This is a genomic window from Rhodococcus sp. KBW08, from assembly GCF_003852455.1.
GTDB classification, from domain to species: Bacteria; Actinomycetota; Actinomycetes; order Mycobacteriales; family Mycobacteriaceae; genus Rhodococcus_F; species Rhodococcus_F baikonurensis.
This window is the reverse complement of record NZ_QAJJ01000017.1, coordinates 211,966-227,731: the sequence shown is the minus strand read 5'-3', so window position 1 is coordinate 227,731 and position 15,766 is coordinate 211,966. Positions and strand designations below refer to the sequence as shown.

General features: G+C 62.7%; 14 protein-coding genes. 10 read left to right on the top strand and 4 right to left on the bottom strand.

What is annotated here, in order from left to right; all coding sequences use genetic code 11:
- Positions 1-9: 9 nt before the first annotated feature.
- Positions 10-1,485 carry an amidohydrolase family protein gene (locus DBV08_RS21700; protein ID WP_124568805.1) on the bottom strand — a complete coding sequence of 492 codons (1,476 nt, stop codon included), beginning with the start codon at positions 1,483-1,485 and terminating at the stop codon, positions 10-12.
- 203 nt (positions 1,486-1,688) lie between these two features.
- On the opposite strand from DBV08_RS21700, the gene DBV08_RS21695 reads away from it, so the two are divergent.
- The 8 genes from DBV08_RS21695 (at position 1,689) to DBV08_RS21665 (ending at position 9,851) form a co-directional block, all read left to right on the top strand.
- Positions 1,689-2,534, top strand: a complete 846-nt coding sequence (locus DBV08_RS21695) for a M55 family metallopeptidase (RefSeq protein ID WP_050655401.1) — start codon at positions 1,689-1,691, stop codon at positions 2,532-2,534.
- A 208-nt stretch (positions 2,535-2,742) separates the two neighbouring features.
- Entirely contained in the window at positions 2,743-3,117 is a 375-nt protein-coding gene (locus DBV08_RS32955) for an MFS transporter (RefSeq protein ID WP_260395696.1), read from the top strand.
- Positions 3,099-4,022, top strand: a complete 924-nt coding sequence (locus DBV08_RS21690; protein WP_260395695.1) for an MFS transporter — start codon at positions 3,099-3,101, stop codon at positions 4,020-4,022. The genes DBV08_RS32955 and DBV08_RS21690 overlap by 19 nt, the downstream gene beginning before the upstream one ends.
- Before the next feature lie 14 nt (positions 4,023-4,036).
- Positions 4,037-4,894, top strand: a complete 858-nt coding sequence (locus tag DBV08_RS21685) for a tryptophan 2,3-dioxygenase (RefSeq protein WP_124568804.1) — start codon at positions 4,037-4,039, stop codon at positions 4,892-4,894.
- A 142-nt stretch (positions 4,895-5,036) separates the two neighbouring features.
- Entirely contained in the window at positions 5,037-6,131 is a 1,095-nt protein-coding gene (locus tag DBV08_RS21680; protein ID WP_124568803.1) for a M20 family metallopeptidase, read from the top strand.
- Positions 6,132-6,199: 68 nt separating this feature from the next.
- Positions 6,200-7,072: a GNAT family N-acetyltransferase gene (locus DBV08_RS21675; RefSeq protein ID WP_234036676.1), complete on the top strand. Its 873-nt coding sequence runs from the start codon at positions 6,200-6,202 to the stop codon at positions 7,070-7,072.
- Positions 7,069-8,184 carry an o-succinylbenzoate synthase gene (gene menC, locus DBV08_RS21670; protein WP_124568801.1) on the top strand — a complete coding sequence of 372 codons (1,116 nt, stop codon included), beginning with the start codon at positions 7,069-7,071 and terminating at the stop codon, positions 8,182-8,184. The genes DBV08_RS21675 and menC overlap by 4 nt, the downstream gene beginning before the upstream one ends.
- Before the next feature lie 47 nt (positions 8,185-8,231).
- Positions 8,232-9,851 carry a CdaR family transcriptional regulator gene (locus tag DBV08_RS21665; protein ID WP_095971487.1) on the top strand — a complete coding sequence of 540 codons (1,620 nt, stop codon included), beginning with the start codon at positions 8,232-8,234 and terminating at the stop codon, positions 9,849-9,851.
- Between the two features lie 70 nt (positions 9,852-9,921).
- On the opposite strand, the gene DBV08_RS21660 is transcribed toward DBV08_RS21665, so the two are convergent.
- From DBV08_RS21660 to DBV08_RS21650, 3 genes are all read right to left on the bottom strand, one after another.
- Positions 9,922-10,815: a serine hydrolase gene (locus DBV08_RS21660; protein ID WP_124568800.1), complete on the bottom strand. Its 894-nt coding sequence runs from the start codon at positions 10,813-10,815 to the stop codon at positions 9,922-9,924.
- 155 nt (positions 10,816-10,970) lie between these two features.
- Entirely contained in the window at positions 10,971-11,606 is a 636-nt protein-coding gene (locus tag DBV08_RS21655) for a ScbR family autoregulator-binding transcription factor (protein ID WP_095971445.1), read from the bottom strand.
- A 238-nt stretch (positions 11,607-11,844) separates the two neighbouring features.
- Positions 11,845-12,273, bottom strand: coding sequence for an HIT family protein (locus DBV08_RS21650; RefSeq protein WP_095971444.1), 429 nt, complete (start codon positions 12,271-12,273; stop codon positions 11,845-11,847).
- A gap of 87 nt (positions 12,274-12,360) precedes the next feature.
- On the opposite strand from DBV08_RS21650, the gene DBV08_RS21645 reads away from it, so the two are divergent.
- Both DBV08_RS21645 and DBV08_RS21640 read left to right on the top strand, forming a co-directional pair.
- Positions 12,361-13,602 (top strand): glycosyltransferase, encoded by a 1,242-nt coding sequence (locus tag DBV08_RS21645; RefSeq protein ID WP_124568799.1) that lies wholly within the window; start codon positions 12,361-12,363, stop codon positions 13,600-13,602.
- Complete coding sequence (locus DBV08_RS21640; RefSeq protein ID WP_124568798.1) at positions 13,599-15,758, top strand: glycosyltransferase family 39 protein; 2,160 nt, start codon at positions 13,599-13,601, stop codon at positions 15,756-15,758. The genes DBV08_RS21645 and DBV08_RS21640 overlap by 4 nt, the downstream gene beginning before the upstream one ends.
- The last annotated feature ends 8 nt before the right edge of the window (positions 15,759-15,766 follow it).

Sequence of the window (15,766 nt, the reverse complement as noted above, 5' to 3'; positions counted from 1 at the left end):
GTGATTCGGCTACGAGCGGCGTACCGGGCGACCGGGCAGCGCGTCCTCGACCACGACACCGCCTTCGACGACGGGTACTCCGCCGACCAGCACGCGGCTGATTCCGCTGGAGGGACGGGTGCCGTCGATGTAGGTGGCGTTGTCGGTGATCCGCTCGGGATCGAAAACGAGGATGTCGGCGTCGCTACCGGGGCTGATCCGACCTTTCGTCGCCATCGAGGGAACCGACTCCTCGAGGATCTGCGCGGGGATCAACGAGCAGCGCGCGATGATCTCCGACAACGACAGCAGTTGACGCTCGCGATACAGCGTACGAATCGCGCGTGCGTAGGTGCCGGCGCCGCGGGGATGACCGAGTGCTTTTTCGGGCAATGGCCACTGCAAAGCATCGGCGGGTGTACGGCCGGGCCAGGTCAGTGGCATCGCGTCGCTCGCGATGGCGGCGCGGTCGAAAGTCATCGCCCGTTCGAGGAATTCGCGCTGCACGGTGTCGTTTTCGTCGAGGAACTCCACCAGTACCAGCCCACCGGGGTCGGTGGCCCGAAGGTGTTCGAGCTGTTTGCGGTCCGCGATACGTTCACCGGTGGGCACGAATGTCAGCGACCGTGGTGTCAGATTCATCAGGTGCAGCTTGTCCGGATCGAGAAACGCAGCTCCGACGGCCGTCGACCCGGAACCGTACGGATACGCCTCCGTCGTGACGCGCGATCCGGCTGCCTGGACCTGCGCCACCACCGACAGCGCGTGGTCGACGTGCATCCCCGAGGTGCTGTTGACGTGGCAGTAGTGCATGTGTGCACCGGTTTCGGCTGCTGCACGGGCGATTTCGACGGCGCCGTCCACCGGGCTCGACGGATCGGCCGAGATGAGCGGGCGCGCATGGGTGTAGGTGGGGACACCGGCTCGGGCCGCGAGATCCGCCACCTGCAAGTACTCCACCGGATCGGATTTCGGGGCGTACCCGACGACGACGCCGATGCCGAGAGCGCCTGCGGCCAGATCGTTTTCGAGGAGTTCGAGAATGTGTGCACGCTGGGAGGCGGTGGGCTCGCCCTGCCAGCTCGGGGAACCGAGATGGTGCAGGAGAGTCCTGATGTCGCCGTCGGGATCGGCTCCCGAGAGCTCGATCATTCGGGCGTGCGCCCACGACGTCGCGTAGCCGTAGTTGATCGGGCGTCCCTCGGCACCGGCTCGCGCATATGCTTTCGCGACGGGAATGACGCCGGCCTCCAGTTCGAGGGCCGTCGTGACTCCGTCCAACGCTTGAAGTCGCTGCTCGGCGATTTCCTGCCCGTGGCTGTGCAGGTCGATGAATCCGGGGCAGATCACCTGACCGGTCACGTCGATCGTCTGCCGGGCTTCGATCGCGTCGTGACCCCACGCGGAGACCTTGCCGCCGGTGATCGCGATACCCCGAACCTCGTCGGTCCCCGATGCGGGATCGACGACGCGGCCGCCGGTGAACACGATGTCGTGGACCTGCATCAGCGCTGCACTCCTGTCGTTGGTCGAACCGCCTGGCCCGGCGAATGTCCCGATGGTTTCACGGCTCGGGTAGCGGAATCTGGTGTGAACGTCCCAAATGGAGGCCGACTCACCGTTCGACCGGACAAGAAACGAATGCAGCCGAGTGTGAAGGTGAAAGCGAAGTTATCAATTCGGCCGATTGAGATCGATGGAGGACAGGAATGCACGTCTATATTTCGGTGGACATGGAGGGTATCGCGGGTATCGCGACGCTCGATCAGACGATCCGTGGCGGTGGCGGCTACCACCGTGCGCAGATGCTCATGACCGCCGAGACCAACGCCGCGATCGCGGGTGCGTTCGACGCCGGTGCGACGAGCGTCCTGGTCAACGACAGCCACGGAACGATGGACAACCTGCTTCACGCAGACCTGGATCCACGGGCGCGTCTGATCTTCGGAACACCGAAGATGCAGTGCATGGCGGAGGGACTGACGTCCGATCACGACGTCGCACTGTTCGTCGGCTACCACGCACCTGCCGGCGGCCCCGGCGTTCTGGCGCACACGTTCTCGAGTTTGTTCGCCGACGTCCGCCTCGACGGTAAGTCCGTCTCCGAGACCGACGTCAACACCCTCTATGCCGCCACGCAGGGCGTTCCCGTCGGGTTGGTGACGGGTGACGACATCATCTGTGGCCTGGTGGATGCGGCCTCGCCGACAACCGAGACCGTCGAGGTCAAGAAGGCGCACGGATGGTCGGCAACCAATTCGCTGCCGCCTTCGCTGGCGTGCGAGCAGATCCGAGCAGGCGCCGAGCGTGCAGTGCGCAAGGCCGACACACTGAAGCCGGTCGAGCTGCGTGACGAATGGACCCTCGAGATCGTTCACCCCACCACGACGGGAGCCGAACTCGCCGAGGCTGTTCCCGGCTCGCGACGGATTTCGGACCGCACGATTTCGCACACGCTCGGTAGCGTCGACGACATTCTCGGTCTGATCACTGTCAATGCTCGGCTTGCAGCCGCAGGTGTCTCGACGATCATCGCAGTCGCCAATCGCACGTAATGAAGTAGCGACTCTATCGCGAAATGCCGCCGACGCCGTGTGCGTCGGCGGCATTTGTCATCTCTTGGGGCAGAACATGTTCCGAACGACCAAACGTTGCTTCGGGTATTGGTGAAACGGACCAATGCGGTAGACGTGTTCGCTGTCACACTTCATCAGTCTTTTCAATGTTCCAGTCCATGCGACACAAGACAATTCGGGAGGCTTGATGAAGGCGGAACGCGTCACAGTGGAAGAATCATCGCGGAGGGTCGACGGTTCGGTTCGAAACATGATGGACAACAAGTCGATTCGTCGCACGACCACCGTTACGGTGGGGCTGCTCAGTACTATCTGGTTGATCGACATGGTGGATCGCGTCATGATCGGGCTTGCGCTTCCGATGATCGGCGACGAATTCTCGCTCAGCAGTACGCAGTTGGGTGGCGTGGTCTCGGTCTTCGCGATCTTCTACATGCTCGGGCAGGTTCCCGGCGGAATGTTGGCCGACCGCTTCGGACCCAGGCCGCTGTTGATCGTTGCTTTGATCCTGTGGTCGGTGTTCACAGCATTGACAGGGTTCGCGTGGGGCTCATCTCGTTGATGGTCATGCGTGCGATGTTCGGCATCAGCCAGGGGCTCTTTCCGGCGGCGTCGTTCAAGGCTTTGGCTGAGCGGACGCGTCCGAAAACCAGAGCGACCGCGATGGGTTTCATGCTCGGCGCCAACAACCTCGGCCCCGGCATCGCACCGCTGATCATCGCGCCGGTCCTCATGGCCGTGGGGTGGCGTGACGCGTTCTGGCTGGTGGCGATCGTCGGCGCCGTGATCGGCACGGTGGTGTGGTTGGTGCTGCCGGCGCCGTTGGACACCGAAATCTCGGAAGATCCGGAGGCTGCGCTGCAACCCCTCGCGAGCGAGCACTCCCGCGCCGCGGTGTTCAAGTCCGCGTCGGTGTGGAAGTTCGCGATTCTGTTCTGTCTGGCCAACATGTCCGCGTACGGGCTGATGACCTGGGTGCCGAGTTATCTGCTCAACGACAAGGGACTATCGCTGATCGACACGGGAATCTTTGCCGCGATCCCCTTCATCGTCACGGCGCTGGCCACGATTGTGGGCGGGCGGTTGGTGGACAAGTACTTCCACGACCGGGCTCGGATTCTTCTGGTTCCGTGTATGGCCACGTCGGCCGTCCTGTTGTTCCTGATGACGACTGCTGACACCGTCGCGATGTTCACGTTCTACGAGACCTTGGCTCTCGGCATCAGCGGTCTGTGCTCGATGTCGATCTTCGCGATGCCGTTGCGGGCACTTCCCTCCGAATTCCTCGGTTCCGGAATGGGTTTGATCAACGGGTGTGGTCAGTTCGCCGGTTTCATCACTCCGCTCGTGATGGGATGGATGGTGGACCAGTTCTCGTACATGGCTGCATTCGGAGTCCTGGTCGGAGCGACGAGCGCTGCCGCATTGGTGGCCATGATCGTTCCGCAGACCCCGGCGAAATTCTGAGAAGGAGACCGAAGATGTCGGCAACGGACGGCACACGAAAGATCGAAGACGACGTCGTCACCGATTTTTCCGAGAAGATGAGTTACGGGGCCTACCTCGGACTCGACACCCTTCTGGATTCGCAACACCCGGTGAGCGAGCCCGAACACCATGACGAACTTCTGTTCATCATTCAGCACCAGACCAGCGAGTTGTGGCTCAAGCTGTTTCTCCACGAGATACGGGCGGCCAGAGCGGCGATCGTTGCCGACGACATCCGCGTCGCATTCAAGCGGATCGCACGCGTCAAACACATCCAGGCCACTCTCACCGAACAGTGGTCCGTGCTGGCGACACTGACACCGGCGGAGTATGCGGAGTTCAGGGGCGTTCTCGGCAACTCCTCGGGATTCCAGTCGTACCAGTACCGCGCCGTGGAATTCGTGCTCGGAAACAAGAACGCGGGCATGCTGAAGGTGTTCGAATCGGATCCGTCCGCCCATCGATTGTTGGAGACCCTGCTCGGGGAGCCGACACTGTACGACGAGTTCTGGCGGTACTTGTCCAGGCAAGGTTACGACGTTCCGGCGTCGGCTCTCGAGCGAGATGTCAGCGCGCCCTACGTGCGAAACGACGAACTGATTCCGCTGGTCAAGGCAATCTACGAGAACGTCGAGCAGCACTGGACCGCGTACGAGGCGTTCGAGGAGTTGGTCGACCTCGAGGAGAGCTTTCAGCTGTGGCGGTTCCGGCACCTTCGGACCGTGCTGCGAGTGATCGGCATGAAGAAGGGGACCGGCGGTTCGAGTGGCGGTGCCGGGTTCTTGCAACGTGCGCTGGAGTTGAGCTTCTTCCCCGAACTGTTTGCCGCCCGAACCGAGATCGGAACCTGACGCACCTGCTTGTTACACCCAGCTGTTCGTGACACACGACGAATCCGAGCCCGAAGGACAGGAGTCTTGGACAAGATCCGACAGGGTCGCTTCGACCAAGCTTGACTGCGAAGTTGCAAGTCGGTGACAGGAGAGCGTCGGAGTGGACAAGAAATCAATGGTGGCGGACCTGGCGGCGTTGGTAACCGCCGAGTCGCCCAGTTCCGATCTCGGCGCAGTCGATGCATGTGCGGACGTGGTGGCCGAAATCGGCGAACGTCATCTTGGAAGCGCTCCCGAACGTATCCGCATCGACGGTCGCCAGCACTTGCGCTGGTCGTTCGGCGCGGAGCCGAAGGTGATGCTTCTGGGCCATTTCGACACCGTCTGGCCGCTCGGAACGCTCGCGGAGTTGCCGTGGTCGGTCACCGACAACATCGCCACCGGACCCGGAGTCTTCGACATGAAGGCCGGCATCGTCCAGCTCTTCCATGCGTTGGCGTCTCTTCCGTCGCTGGACGGGGTGGTCGTGCTCCTCAATTCCGACGAGGAAATCGGCTCCCCGACCTCGCGCGCACTGATCGAGGACCAAGCACGTCAGGTCGACGCGGTGCTGGTCCTCGAAGCCGCGGCCGACGGCGCGGTGAAGACAGCGCGCAAGGGAATGTCGCTGTACTGCGTCGACATCGAAGGACGCGCAGCACACGCCGGACTGGAACCGGAGCGAGGCGTGAACGCTGTCGTGGAACTCGCACATCAGATTCAGGCCGTGGTGGAGCTCGCGGACCCGTCGGCAGGAACGTCGGTGGTGCCGTCCGTGATCAGTGGCGGTACCACCACCAATACCGTTGCAGCGCAAGCGAAACTGTGGTGTGACGTTCGCATGTGGTCGGCGAAGGAACAGGAACGCATCGATCGTTCGATCCGCGCACTGACGCCGGTGCTTGCCGAAAGTCGAATTTCGGTGTCCGGAGGACCCAACCGTGGGCCCTTGGAGTCCGTGTCGTCGGAGAAGCTGTACTTTCTCGCTCACCAGGTCAGCAGCGAGAACGGGCTGGGAATGCTTCGCGACTGCGCTGTGGGCGGCGCCTCGGACGGAAACTTCACTGCCGCAGTCGGAACTCCCACGTTGGACGGCCTCGGCGCCGTCGGCGGTGGTGCCCACGCAGCGACAGAACACGTAGAGATAGATCAGATGATCCCGCGCGCCACCTTGTTGGCCGGTCTGGTGACTCGAATCCTGGAGGGAGGACTGTGACGATGACGTCGCCGAACAATGTCCAACGCAAGACCGTTCAACCATTCGGAGGTGTATCGCCTTCACGGATGCGGCAAGCTATCAGCCAGGCCGAGCAGGCCGCTCTGCTTGCATGTGTGACTATCGAAACCGTCACCGGACATGCCGAGTTGGAACAGGTATTCGGTCTGTTCGAGAAGGTATGGCAGCCGGAGAGCGGTAACCCTCCCGTCCATCGGGACATGATGAAAGCGCTCGCGCACTCCGGTAACTACGTCGCCGGCGCTTTTCGTGGCGGAGATCTGATCGGCGGCTCGGTCGCATTCTTCGAGGAACCGCAACATCGTTCGTTGCATTCACACATCACGGGGATCCTCCCGAACGTGCAGAACGGGCACATCGGCCTCGCGTTGAAACTGTTCCAGCGAGCATGGGCACTGGAACGGGGAATTCTCCACGTGCGGTGGACTTTCGACCCGCTCGTCGCGCGCAATGCCTACTTCAACGTCTCGAAACTCGGTGCGTTCCCGATCCAGTATCTGCCGCGTTTCTACGCGCCGATGAACGACAGTCTCAACGGCGGCGCAGACAGCGACCGGTTGCTGATCGACTGGGAAATCGGTAGCAGCAAGGTTTCCGACGTCGTCGCCGGTTCGGGAGAGGTCCCGACTCCCGAGTCGTTGGGAGCCAGCGAACTGTTGTCCATCTCCGAAGCCGGCCTGCCCGTGTTGAAGTCGACGAAGAATCGTTTCGTCACGGTGGCTACACCGAATGACGTGTACGCACTACGTAAGTCGGATCCGGCAGCAGCGAACGACTGGCGTCTGGCAGTCCGCGAGACTCTCGGCGGTGTGCTCGCCGAGAACGGAGTGGTTCTCGCTGTCACCAGGACCGGAAAGTATGTCCTGGACCGTGCGCCGGGAACACAGGCAGGCAGGACAACAGCGGAGGTTACCTCGTGAAGATCGACGGAGTTGAATTACGCCGGGCAGCACTGCCGTTGAAGGCGCCGTTCCGGACCTCGTTCGGCACGGAGACCACCAAGGACGTGCTGTTCGTCAAGGTCGTCACCTCCGAGTCGGAGGGCTGGGGCGAGTGCGTAGCGATGTCCGAGCCTCGCTACTGCTCCGAATACACGGACGGCGCCGCCGAAGTACTTCGCAAGTTCCTGATCCCGTCTCTGGGTGAACTCACCGATCCCGACGTGCACGCACTGAGCGCCGCGATGGAACAGTTCGCCGGACACCCGATGGCCAAAGCCGCCTTGGAAACCGCTTTCCTCGACGCCGAGTTGCGCGCCTGCGGGACGAGCATGTCTTCGTACCTCGGCGCAGTAGTCGATCGCGTACCGGCCGGTGTCTCGGTGGGTATCAAGAACTCGATCGACGAACTGCTCGAGGAGGTAGGCGGCTTCCTCGATGCCGGATACCTTCGGATCAAACTGAAGATCGAACCGGGCTGGGACATCGAGCCGGTTCGCGCGGTCCGCGAGCGGTTCGGCGAAAACGTACTCCTCCAGGTCGACGCGAACACCGCGTACACCCTGGCTGACGCGCGCCATCTCCAGCGGCTCGACGACTTCGACCTCCTGCTGATCGAGCAGCCGCTTCCCGAAGAGGAACTTCGCGGCCATGCCAGGCTGGCCGAGATGATGCGGACGCCGGTCTGCCTCGACGAGTCGATCACCTCCGCCAAGGTCACCGCCGACGCATTGGCCATCGGTGCGTGCAGCGTGGTGAACATCAAACCGGGACGTGTCGGCGGTTATCTGGAATCGCGCCGTATCCACGACGTCTGCAAGGCCAACGGAATTGCCGTGTGGTGCGGCGGAATGCTCGAGACCGGAATCGGTCGAGCCGCCAACGTTGCTCTTGCCGCGCTCCCCGGATTTGTCCTACCAGGTGATACGTCGGCTTCCGACCGGTACTTCGCCGAAGACATCACCGAGCCGTTCGTTCTCGACAACGGTTACGTGAAGGTTCCGGAAGGACCGGGCATCGGCGTCGAACCGATCCCTGACCTGCTCGAAGCGATTACCACGTCGGTCGAATGGATCGGCATGGATCGGTTTTGACGAATCACTATGACACACTTCGTTCACAGGACGAAGGAGTGATAGACGTGGGCACCGTACGACCTCGCATCAGTTTGGTGCGGCTTCTCGAAGACGTGGGAACTACGGTGCTGAATCCGGTTGTCGGTGACCCGGAGGCGGTCGAGGAGATCGCTTCGGTGGTCATTCACGACCCCGACGACGACTCGCCCTCGACGCCCGACTCCATGGTGCTGCTGGTCGGCATCACCGGCGGCGAACGTATCGCGGAGTCCGTCGCAGGCCTGGCCGAGCGCGGAGTGCGAGTGGTGGTCGCGCGAGTGACCACCGAGGTCAGCGACGCAGACCGCGAATCCATCATGTCCTCGGGCGTCGTCGTGTTGACGTTGGCCCGCGGAGTCTCGTGGGTTCAGCTGACAAGTCTGCTTCATTCGGTGCTCTCGGCACGGAACGAAGTCGGGCACATCCATTCACGCGGGGGTGGTCCGGCGGGCGATCTGTTCGCCTTCGCCAACGCCGTCAGTGCGCTGCTGGACGCGCCGATCACGATCGAGGACCGAAGCTCGCGGGTCATCGCCTTCTCAGGCCGCCAGGAAGAAGGCGACGGTCCACGTATCGCGACCGTCTTGGAGCGGCAAGTTCCTGACCAGTACATTCGGGTGCTCGAAGAAGCAGGGGTTTTCGACCGGCTCTATCGCAGCGACGATCCGGTGTGGGTCTCGGCCGAGACCCTCGGTACGAAAATGGGTCGTATCGCCGTGTCCATCCGGGCCGGCGACGAGTTCCTCGGCTCCATGTGGGTGGCAACCGGTGAGCCGATGTCCGAGGACCGGATGCGAGCCTTGCGCGATTCGGCAGGGTTGATCGCGCTGCAGATGTTGCGTTTGCGCGGCGGCGCGGACGCCGAACGTCGACTGCGCGCAGACCTGATCGCAACCCTTCTCGACGGTGGGACCGGTGCGGTCGACGCGATGAACCGCCTCGGCCTCGGAACCGGCCCGGCACTCGTAATGGCTTTGGGCCGAAGGTCTTTCGAAGGTTCGTCGAAACCCGATGACGCTGCCCACGTGGTGCGACTGACCGACGCTCTGGCCATGCACCTCGGCGCCGTCCACTCACAGTCGGCGGCTGCCTTGGTCAACGGGACCGGCTACGCAGTGCTGTCCGTTCGCGGGCATTCCCCGGCCGAAGCCGAACTGCAGGCGTTCCGTGTGGCTTCGGATTTCCTGGACCGTACCGGAGCGTCCGGCGACACGATCATCGGAATCGGTCGGGTCGTGACCAGGCCGGCACAGTTGAGCCGATCGAAGCGTGACGCCGAACATGCCCTCGAAGTGTTGTTGGCGGGACGAGCGTCGGGCAGCGTCGCCACTTTCAGCAGCGTCCACGTCGACGCCATTCTGCTGGAGATTGCGTCGGAAGCCGCAGCCGAAGGGTTTTCGGACCTGGGGCCCATCGAGGCGATCGCCAGCCACGATGCTGCTCATGCGACCTCGTTCGTCGACACTCTCGATGCGTGGCTCAATGCCTTCGGCGATGTCGGTGACGCTGCAGCGTCATTGCACGTGCACCCCAACACCTTTCGGTATCGTCTAAGTAAGCTCAAGGGTATGGCCGCGTTGGATCTCGACGATCCCAACGTCCGGTTCCGCTTGATGGTGCACCTTCGTCTGCGCGGTCCGCGCTAGCTCGAAAGCCGAAAAGTGCGGGTCGTGCTGATTTCTCAGCGCGACCCGCACTTCTGTCAGCGGGTACTGCTCAGCTGTTGCGGAGTGCTTCGACGGCGATGCGGCCGACGGTTCCGATCGAGGCGTCGATCTTCGGGGCGCGATGCGTGAGTTCGTGGGACTTGGTGAAGACGCCGACGGCGTAACGCTTGCCGTCGGGGTACGCCACGACACCGGCTTCGTTTCGTACCAATCCCAGCGTTCCGGTCTTGGCGGCGACGGTGACCTCGTCGGGGAACCCGGACGAAAGTCGGTGTGGCCAGACCTGCTTGCTCATGATCGTTCGGACTTCTTCACAGGCTGAGGCGGGCCCTGCTTCGTCCTTCCAGATTGCAGCCAGCAACATTGTGATCTCACGAGGAGTGCTGGAGTTGGAGCGAGCCGGATCCATGACGGAAATTGTCCGGAGAATTTCGATCGGGGGCATTTCCAGCAAGGTGCCCTTGTCGACGCCGAGGTCGTCGTAGACCGATTTGAACAGACCGCGGCAGTCACGAACCAAGTTGGTCTTCTCCAAACCGAGCCCACGCAGCGTCGCGACGATGTTGTCGAGTCCGAGACGCTCGTACAGGAAATCGGTGGCGGCGTTGTCGCTGAAGCTCATCATGAGCAGAGCGAGATCTCGCCAACTGGCCGTGACGTCGTCGGCGCAACCGCCGATACCGATGCCGCCGGAGCGGAACTCGGCGGTCACGGTGGCGTGCTCGGTCGGATCAAGGGTGCCGGCCGCAACTTCGCGGGCGTACTGCAGTACGACAGGAATCTTGAAAACGGAGGCGAGGATGACACCCTCGTCAGCGCCGTAGCCGAACTCTTCGCCCGAATCGATGTCGCGTGCGTGGACGAACGCATCGGTCTTCGCTTCGGCCAGTACAGCAGCGATCTCCTGCTGCGCGCTCTCAACGTACGTGGCGGTTTCGGTCATTCGAGAAGCCCTTTCGTCGGTATCCGTCTATCTGGGTTATTCGTGGATCTGACGATAGTGAGTCGACGACGGGGGGTCTTGTACGAATCGACGAAGGTTGGCGCACGGTTCGGTGCCGATACGCCGAATCAATCGATTGTCAGGGTGTTCCGGGGTCAGGACGCATAGGTTTCGAGGCGGCATCCGACCAGGTCGGCGACCTCGGTGCGGCGCTTGTCCGAGACCACACCGGCCAAGAGCAACGAGAACAACTCGTCGATCCGATCGTTCAAATCGCTTCGTCGGGTGAGTACGTTCGATACCAGCTGAACGCCGGTGAACGCCGAGATCACCACGCGACCCACCGATTCCGGCTCCACGTCTTCGCGGATATCGCCTTCGAGCTTCGCGGCCTCGGCCAGTTTTCGAAGGTCGCGTATCCACGCGAGGTACGGGCCTTGCGAACCGTCGACAGAGGCCAATTCGAGGTTAAGCCGGACTCCCGCACGAACAATCGAGTCCGCGACGAGTTGGCGGCCCATCTCGTGGCACACCATGACGAGCTGTTCGAGTGCCGGTGCGCCCGTGGCGGCTACCGCGGAGAAAGCCGAGATCGAGATCTGGTGTTGCTCTTCCATGACGGCTTGGGCCAATTCGTCTTTGGACGAGAAGTGAAAATAGACCGCACCCTTGGTCATCCGTGCCGCGGACACGATGTCGTTCATGCTCGTGCTGCCGTACCCCGTGACTTCGAACCGATCAGCAGCGCCTTGAAGAATCTGTCGGCGACTGATCTTGGCACGTTCCTGCATTGCTCCCTTGTCCTCCGACTGTTAACACGTGAACTAGTTTTAGGGCCCTAGGTCCCGGACCGGCGCCCCACGGTAGCAGCGAAACTCGTGCTCGCGCGACAGCGCGAAACGGACTGTTCGGTGTGCAATCGCAGGTCACGGTCGGTAGGAGCGACAAATGCGACCGCCGCAACATCCGGGGGAGGCTGCGGCGGGGAGTCCAGTTATCGGCCAGCGAAATTCGGTCGAAGGTACGCGATCATCGAGTCGAGACGGTTGCCTCGAAGCCGAGGTCGCGCAGTGCCGACTTGAGTTTGGTCTGTGCCTCGTCGAGAGATTCGGGTGACGGCGAAGTGTCGGCGCCGCTGATGTCGAAGTTGCCCATGTCGTACGCGGGGAAGACGTGAACGTGAAGATGCGGAACTTCCAGACCTGCGATGAGGAGACCGGCCCGAGGTGCGTCGAACGCCTTCCTCACGGCCTGGCCCAGGTTGCGTGCAACCGCGGTGACCTTGGCAAAGAGGTCAGGATCTACGTCCTGCCACTGATCGACCTCGGCGCGCGGTACGACAAGCACGTGACCTTGCGTGACCGGTGCGATGGTCAAGAACGCGACAACGTCGTCGTCCTCCCACACGAAACGTCCTGGTAGATCCCCGTTGATGATGGCGCTGAAGACTGAAGGCATACCCCGAGATTAGCCCGCGTCCGGTTGCCAGGAAACTCCCAGGCTGGACGCAGGTTCGTCGGAGCCGGCCCGACAAATCTAGGACGCATGACGACAGAAGCCATGCAGACCGCGGGCAGCACGGACGCAGGGGAGCTTTCCGCGACGACTGTAGTGCTGGACGTGGTCGTCCCGGTATACAACGAAGAGGCAGGCCTCGAGACGTGCGTGCGGCGCCTGCGCCGGCATTTACGCACACAGGTGCCATTTTCTGCACGAATTACCATCGCGGACAACGCCAGTGTCGACGGCACGTTGGCGCTCGCACGTTCCCTCGCCGAAGAATTCGACGACGTCCGGGTCGTCCACCTGGACGCGAAGGGTCGCGGCCGAGCATTGCGGCAGGTGTGGAGCGACTCCGACGCGGACGTGGTCGCATACATGGACGTCGACCTCTCCACCGACCTCAACGCCCTGATGCCGTTGATTGCTCCGCTGCTCTCCGGGCACTCGGACATCGCCATCGGTTCCCGGCTGGCACGGTCGTCGCGCGTGGTGCGCGGCCCCAAGCGTGAGTTCATCTCGCGTAGCTACAACCTCATCCTCCGAAGCGCACTGCACGCTCGCTTCTCCGACGCCCAGTGCGGATTCAAAGCCATGCGCGTCGATGTTGCGCGGCAACTACTTCCGCTGGTGGAGGACACCGGGTGGTTCTTCGACACCGAACTGCTCGTGTTGGCCGAGCGAGCGGGCATGCGGATTCACGAGGTGCCCGTCGACTGGGTGGACGACCCGGACAGTCGGGTAGACATCGTCGCCACGGCAGTCGCCGACCTCAAAGGTGTCGTCCGCGTCGGACGAGCACTGTCGACCGGCTCGCTCCCACTGGCCGAGCTCAGGGCGAGTTTCGGACGTGAACCACTGGTTCCCGGAGTTCCTCGAGGAATGGTCGGGCAGCTCTCACGCTTTGCCGTGGTGGGAGTCATTTCGACGCTCGCGTATGCGCTGCTTTACCTCGCACTGCACTCGGTGATGGGTGCGCAGTGGGCCAACGCCGTCGCATTGCTGGTGACGGCAGTGTTCAATACCGCCGCCAATCGAGCCTTCACCTTCGGGATTCGCGGGTCGGAGGGATCCGCCCGTCACCAGATGCAGGGCTTGCTCGTGTTCGGGTTCGGTCTACTGCTCACCAGCGGATCGTTGTTCGTCCTCGACGTTGTGGCGCCTGACGCGTCCAAGCACGTCGAACTTGCAGTACTCGTCATTGCCAATCTTGTTGCCACAGTGAGTCGATTCATCGCACTGCGCTGGGTGTTTCGCACCGCACAACCCGTAGGAGCTAATCGATGACCGCCACTGCAGAGAGATTGGCCGCACCGGTCCCGGCACCGGAACCGCCACGTCAGGCGCGCTGGGAACCGTGGGCGCTCGGAGTGCTGTTGGTGGGCACCGGAGTCGCCTACATCTGGGGTCTCGGCGCATCCGGTTGGGCCAACTCGTTCTATGCCGCTGCGGTACAGGCAGGTTCGGTGTCCTGGAAGGCCTTCTTCTTCGGATCCTCGGACGCCGCCAACTCGATCACCGTCGACAAACCGCCGATGTCCCTGTGGTTGATGTCGCTGTCGGTTCGCATCTTCGGACTCAATTCCTGGGCGATGTTGGTGCCGCAGGCGTTGCTCGGTGTCGGGTCGGTAGCGCTGTTGTGGGGAACGGTGCGACGGTACTTCGGTGCGGCCGCCGGCCTCCTCGCCGGTTTGGTTCTTGCTCTCACTCCCGTCGCGGCGCTGATGTTCCGGTTCAACAACCCGGATGCCCTGCTGGTGCTCCTGATGATCGCGGCGGTGTGGGCGATGATGCGCGCGGTTCAGGATGGTCGCACCCGCTGGCTCGTGTTGGTCGGTGTCTTCTGTGGATTCGGTTTCCTGACAAAGCAATTACAGGTCATGTTGGTGGTACCGCCACTGGCGCTCACCTACCTGATCGCCGGTCCGCCGAAACTGGGTAAGCGGGTACTTCAACTGTTCGCTGCACTGGGCGGGCTGATCGTCTCCGCCGGATGGTGGTTGGCAATCGTCGAACTGTGGCCGGCCGACTCACGTCCGTGGATCGGTGGTTCGCAGAACAACTCGATTCTCGAACTGACGCTCGGCTACAACGGACTCGGACGCCTGAGCGGCAACGAGACCGGAAGCGTCGGCGGCGGCGGAATGCGCGGTGCTGGTGACGCTGCGACCGGTGCTGTCGGTGGTTTCCCCGGAATGGGCGAGGCCGCAGGTGGTATGGCAGCGGGAGGTATGGCACCAGGGGGCGGGGCAGGCGGTGGAATGTGGGGGAGTACCGGCATCACCCGATTGTTCGAATCTGCCCAGGGCGGCCAGATTGCCTGGCTGATTCCTGCCGCACTGATTCTTCTGGTGGCTGGAATCGTGCTGCGGGGCAAGGCGCCGCGCGTCGACACACAGCGCGCTTCATTCATCGTCTGGGGACTGTGGCTGTTGGTGACCGGACTGACCTTCAGTTTCATGGCGGGAATCTTCCACGCGTACTACACGGTTGCGTTGGCGCCGGCGATCGCCGCACTGATCGGTTCAGGATCCGTATTCGCTTGGCGTCATCGTGACGTTCTCTGGGTTCGCCTCGTTCTGGCAGTGTCGTTGGCCGCAACCATTGCGATGGCGTGGGTACTGCTCGGACGCTCGCCTTCGTTCGTACCGTGGCTTCGCTGGGCGATTCTGGTCGTCGGCATCGTCGCTGCTGTGGCAGTGCTGATCCCGGCAGTGACGCGAGGTCGATTGGCTGCGGCAGTGATTCTCGCGGCGATCTTCACCGGTCTGGCGGGTCCGACTGCGTACGCGATCGACACGATCAACACTCCGCACACCGGTTCCATAGTTTCTGCCGGACCGAGCGTCGAAGGTGGAATGGGCGGGCCCGGCGGTGGTCGTGGAGGATTCGGCGGATTCAGTGGCATGGCTGACGGCGGTAACCGCCGGACGGACGGTACCGGGGCAGGGACAGGGACAGGGACAATGGGGGTGCCGCCTGCGGGAATGGGTCAGATACCAGGGGGTGCAACAGTTCCGGGCGGCACCACATCGACCACTGACGCAACACGCGGCGCAATGGGCGGCGGAGCGGGAGGTGGTTTGCTTCAGGGCAGCACACCGGGAGCTGCGGTCGTGTCCACACTCGAAGAGAACTCCGACCAGTTCACGTGGGTCGCCGCGGCAATAGGATCCAACAGCGCCTCGGGCTATCAGCTTGCGACGCAGTCACCGGTCATGGCTATCGGAGGCTTCAACGGGAGCGATCCGTCCCCGACGCTCGCGCAGTTCCAGCAGTACGTGGCAGAGGGCAAGATTCACTACTTCATTGCGGGCGGGGGGATGGGTGGCGGTATGAACGCCGAAGGCACCGCTACAGCCATCTCGACGTGGGTGACCGAAAACTTCACCGCCACAACGGTGGACGGAGTGACCCTCTACGACTTGACGGTTGCAGGCTGACCAACATG

Excerpts from the sequence above, each read along its gene's own strand:
- DBV08_RS21700 (WP_124568805.1), bottom strand. The coding sequence starts at position 1,485 with ATGCAGGTCCACGACATCGTGTTCACCGGCGGCCGCGTCGTCGATCCC.
- DBV08_RS21695 (WP_050655401.1), top strand. The coding sequence starts at position 1,689 with ATGCACGTCTATATTTCGGTGGACATGGAGGGTATCGCGGGTATCGCG.
- DBV08_RS32955 (WP_260395696.1), top strand. The coding sequence starts at position 2,743 with ATGAAGGCGGAACGCGTCACAGTGGAAGAATCATCGCGGAGGGTCGAC.
- DBV08_RS21685 (WP_124568804.1), top strand. The coding sequence starts at position 4,037 with ATGTCGGCAACGGACGGCACACGAAAGATCGAAGACGACGTCGTCACC.
- DBV08_RS21675 (WP_234036676.1), top strand. The coding sequence starts at position 6,200 with ATGCGGCAAGCTATCAGCCAGGCCGAGCAGGCCGCTCTGCTTGCATGT.
- DBV08_RS21660 (WP_124568800.1), bottom strand. The coding sequence starts at position 10,815 with ATGACCGAAACCGCCACGTACGTTGAGAGCGCGCAGCAGGAGATCGCT.
- DBV08_RS21655 (WP_095971445.1), bottom strand. The coding sequence starts at position 11,606 with ATGCAGGAACGTGCCAAGATCAGTCGCCGACAGATTCTTCAAGGCGCT.
- DBV08_RS21650 (WP_095971444.1), bottom strand. The coding sequence starts at position 12,273 with ATGCCTTCAGTCTTCAGCGCCATCATCAACGGGGATCTACCAGGACGT.
- DBV08_RS21645 (WP_124568799.1), top strand. The coding sequence starts at position 12,361 with ATGACGACAGAAGCCATGCAGACCGCGGGCAGCACGGACGCAGGGGAG.
- DBV08_RS21640 (WP_124568798.1), top strand. The coding sequence starts at position 13,599 with ATGACCGCCACTGCAGAGAGATTGGCCGCACCGGTCCCGGCACCGGAA.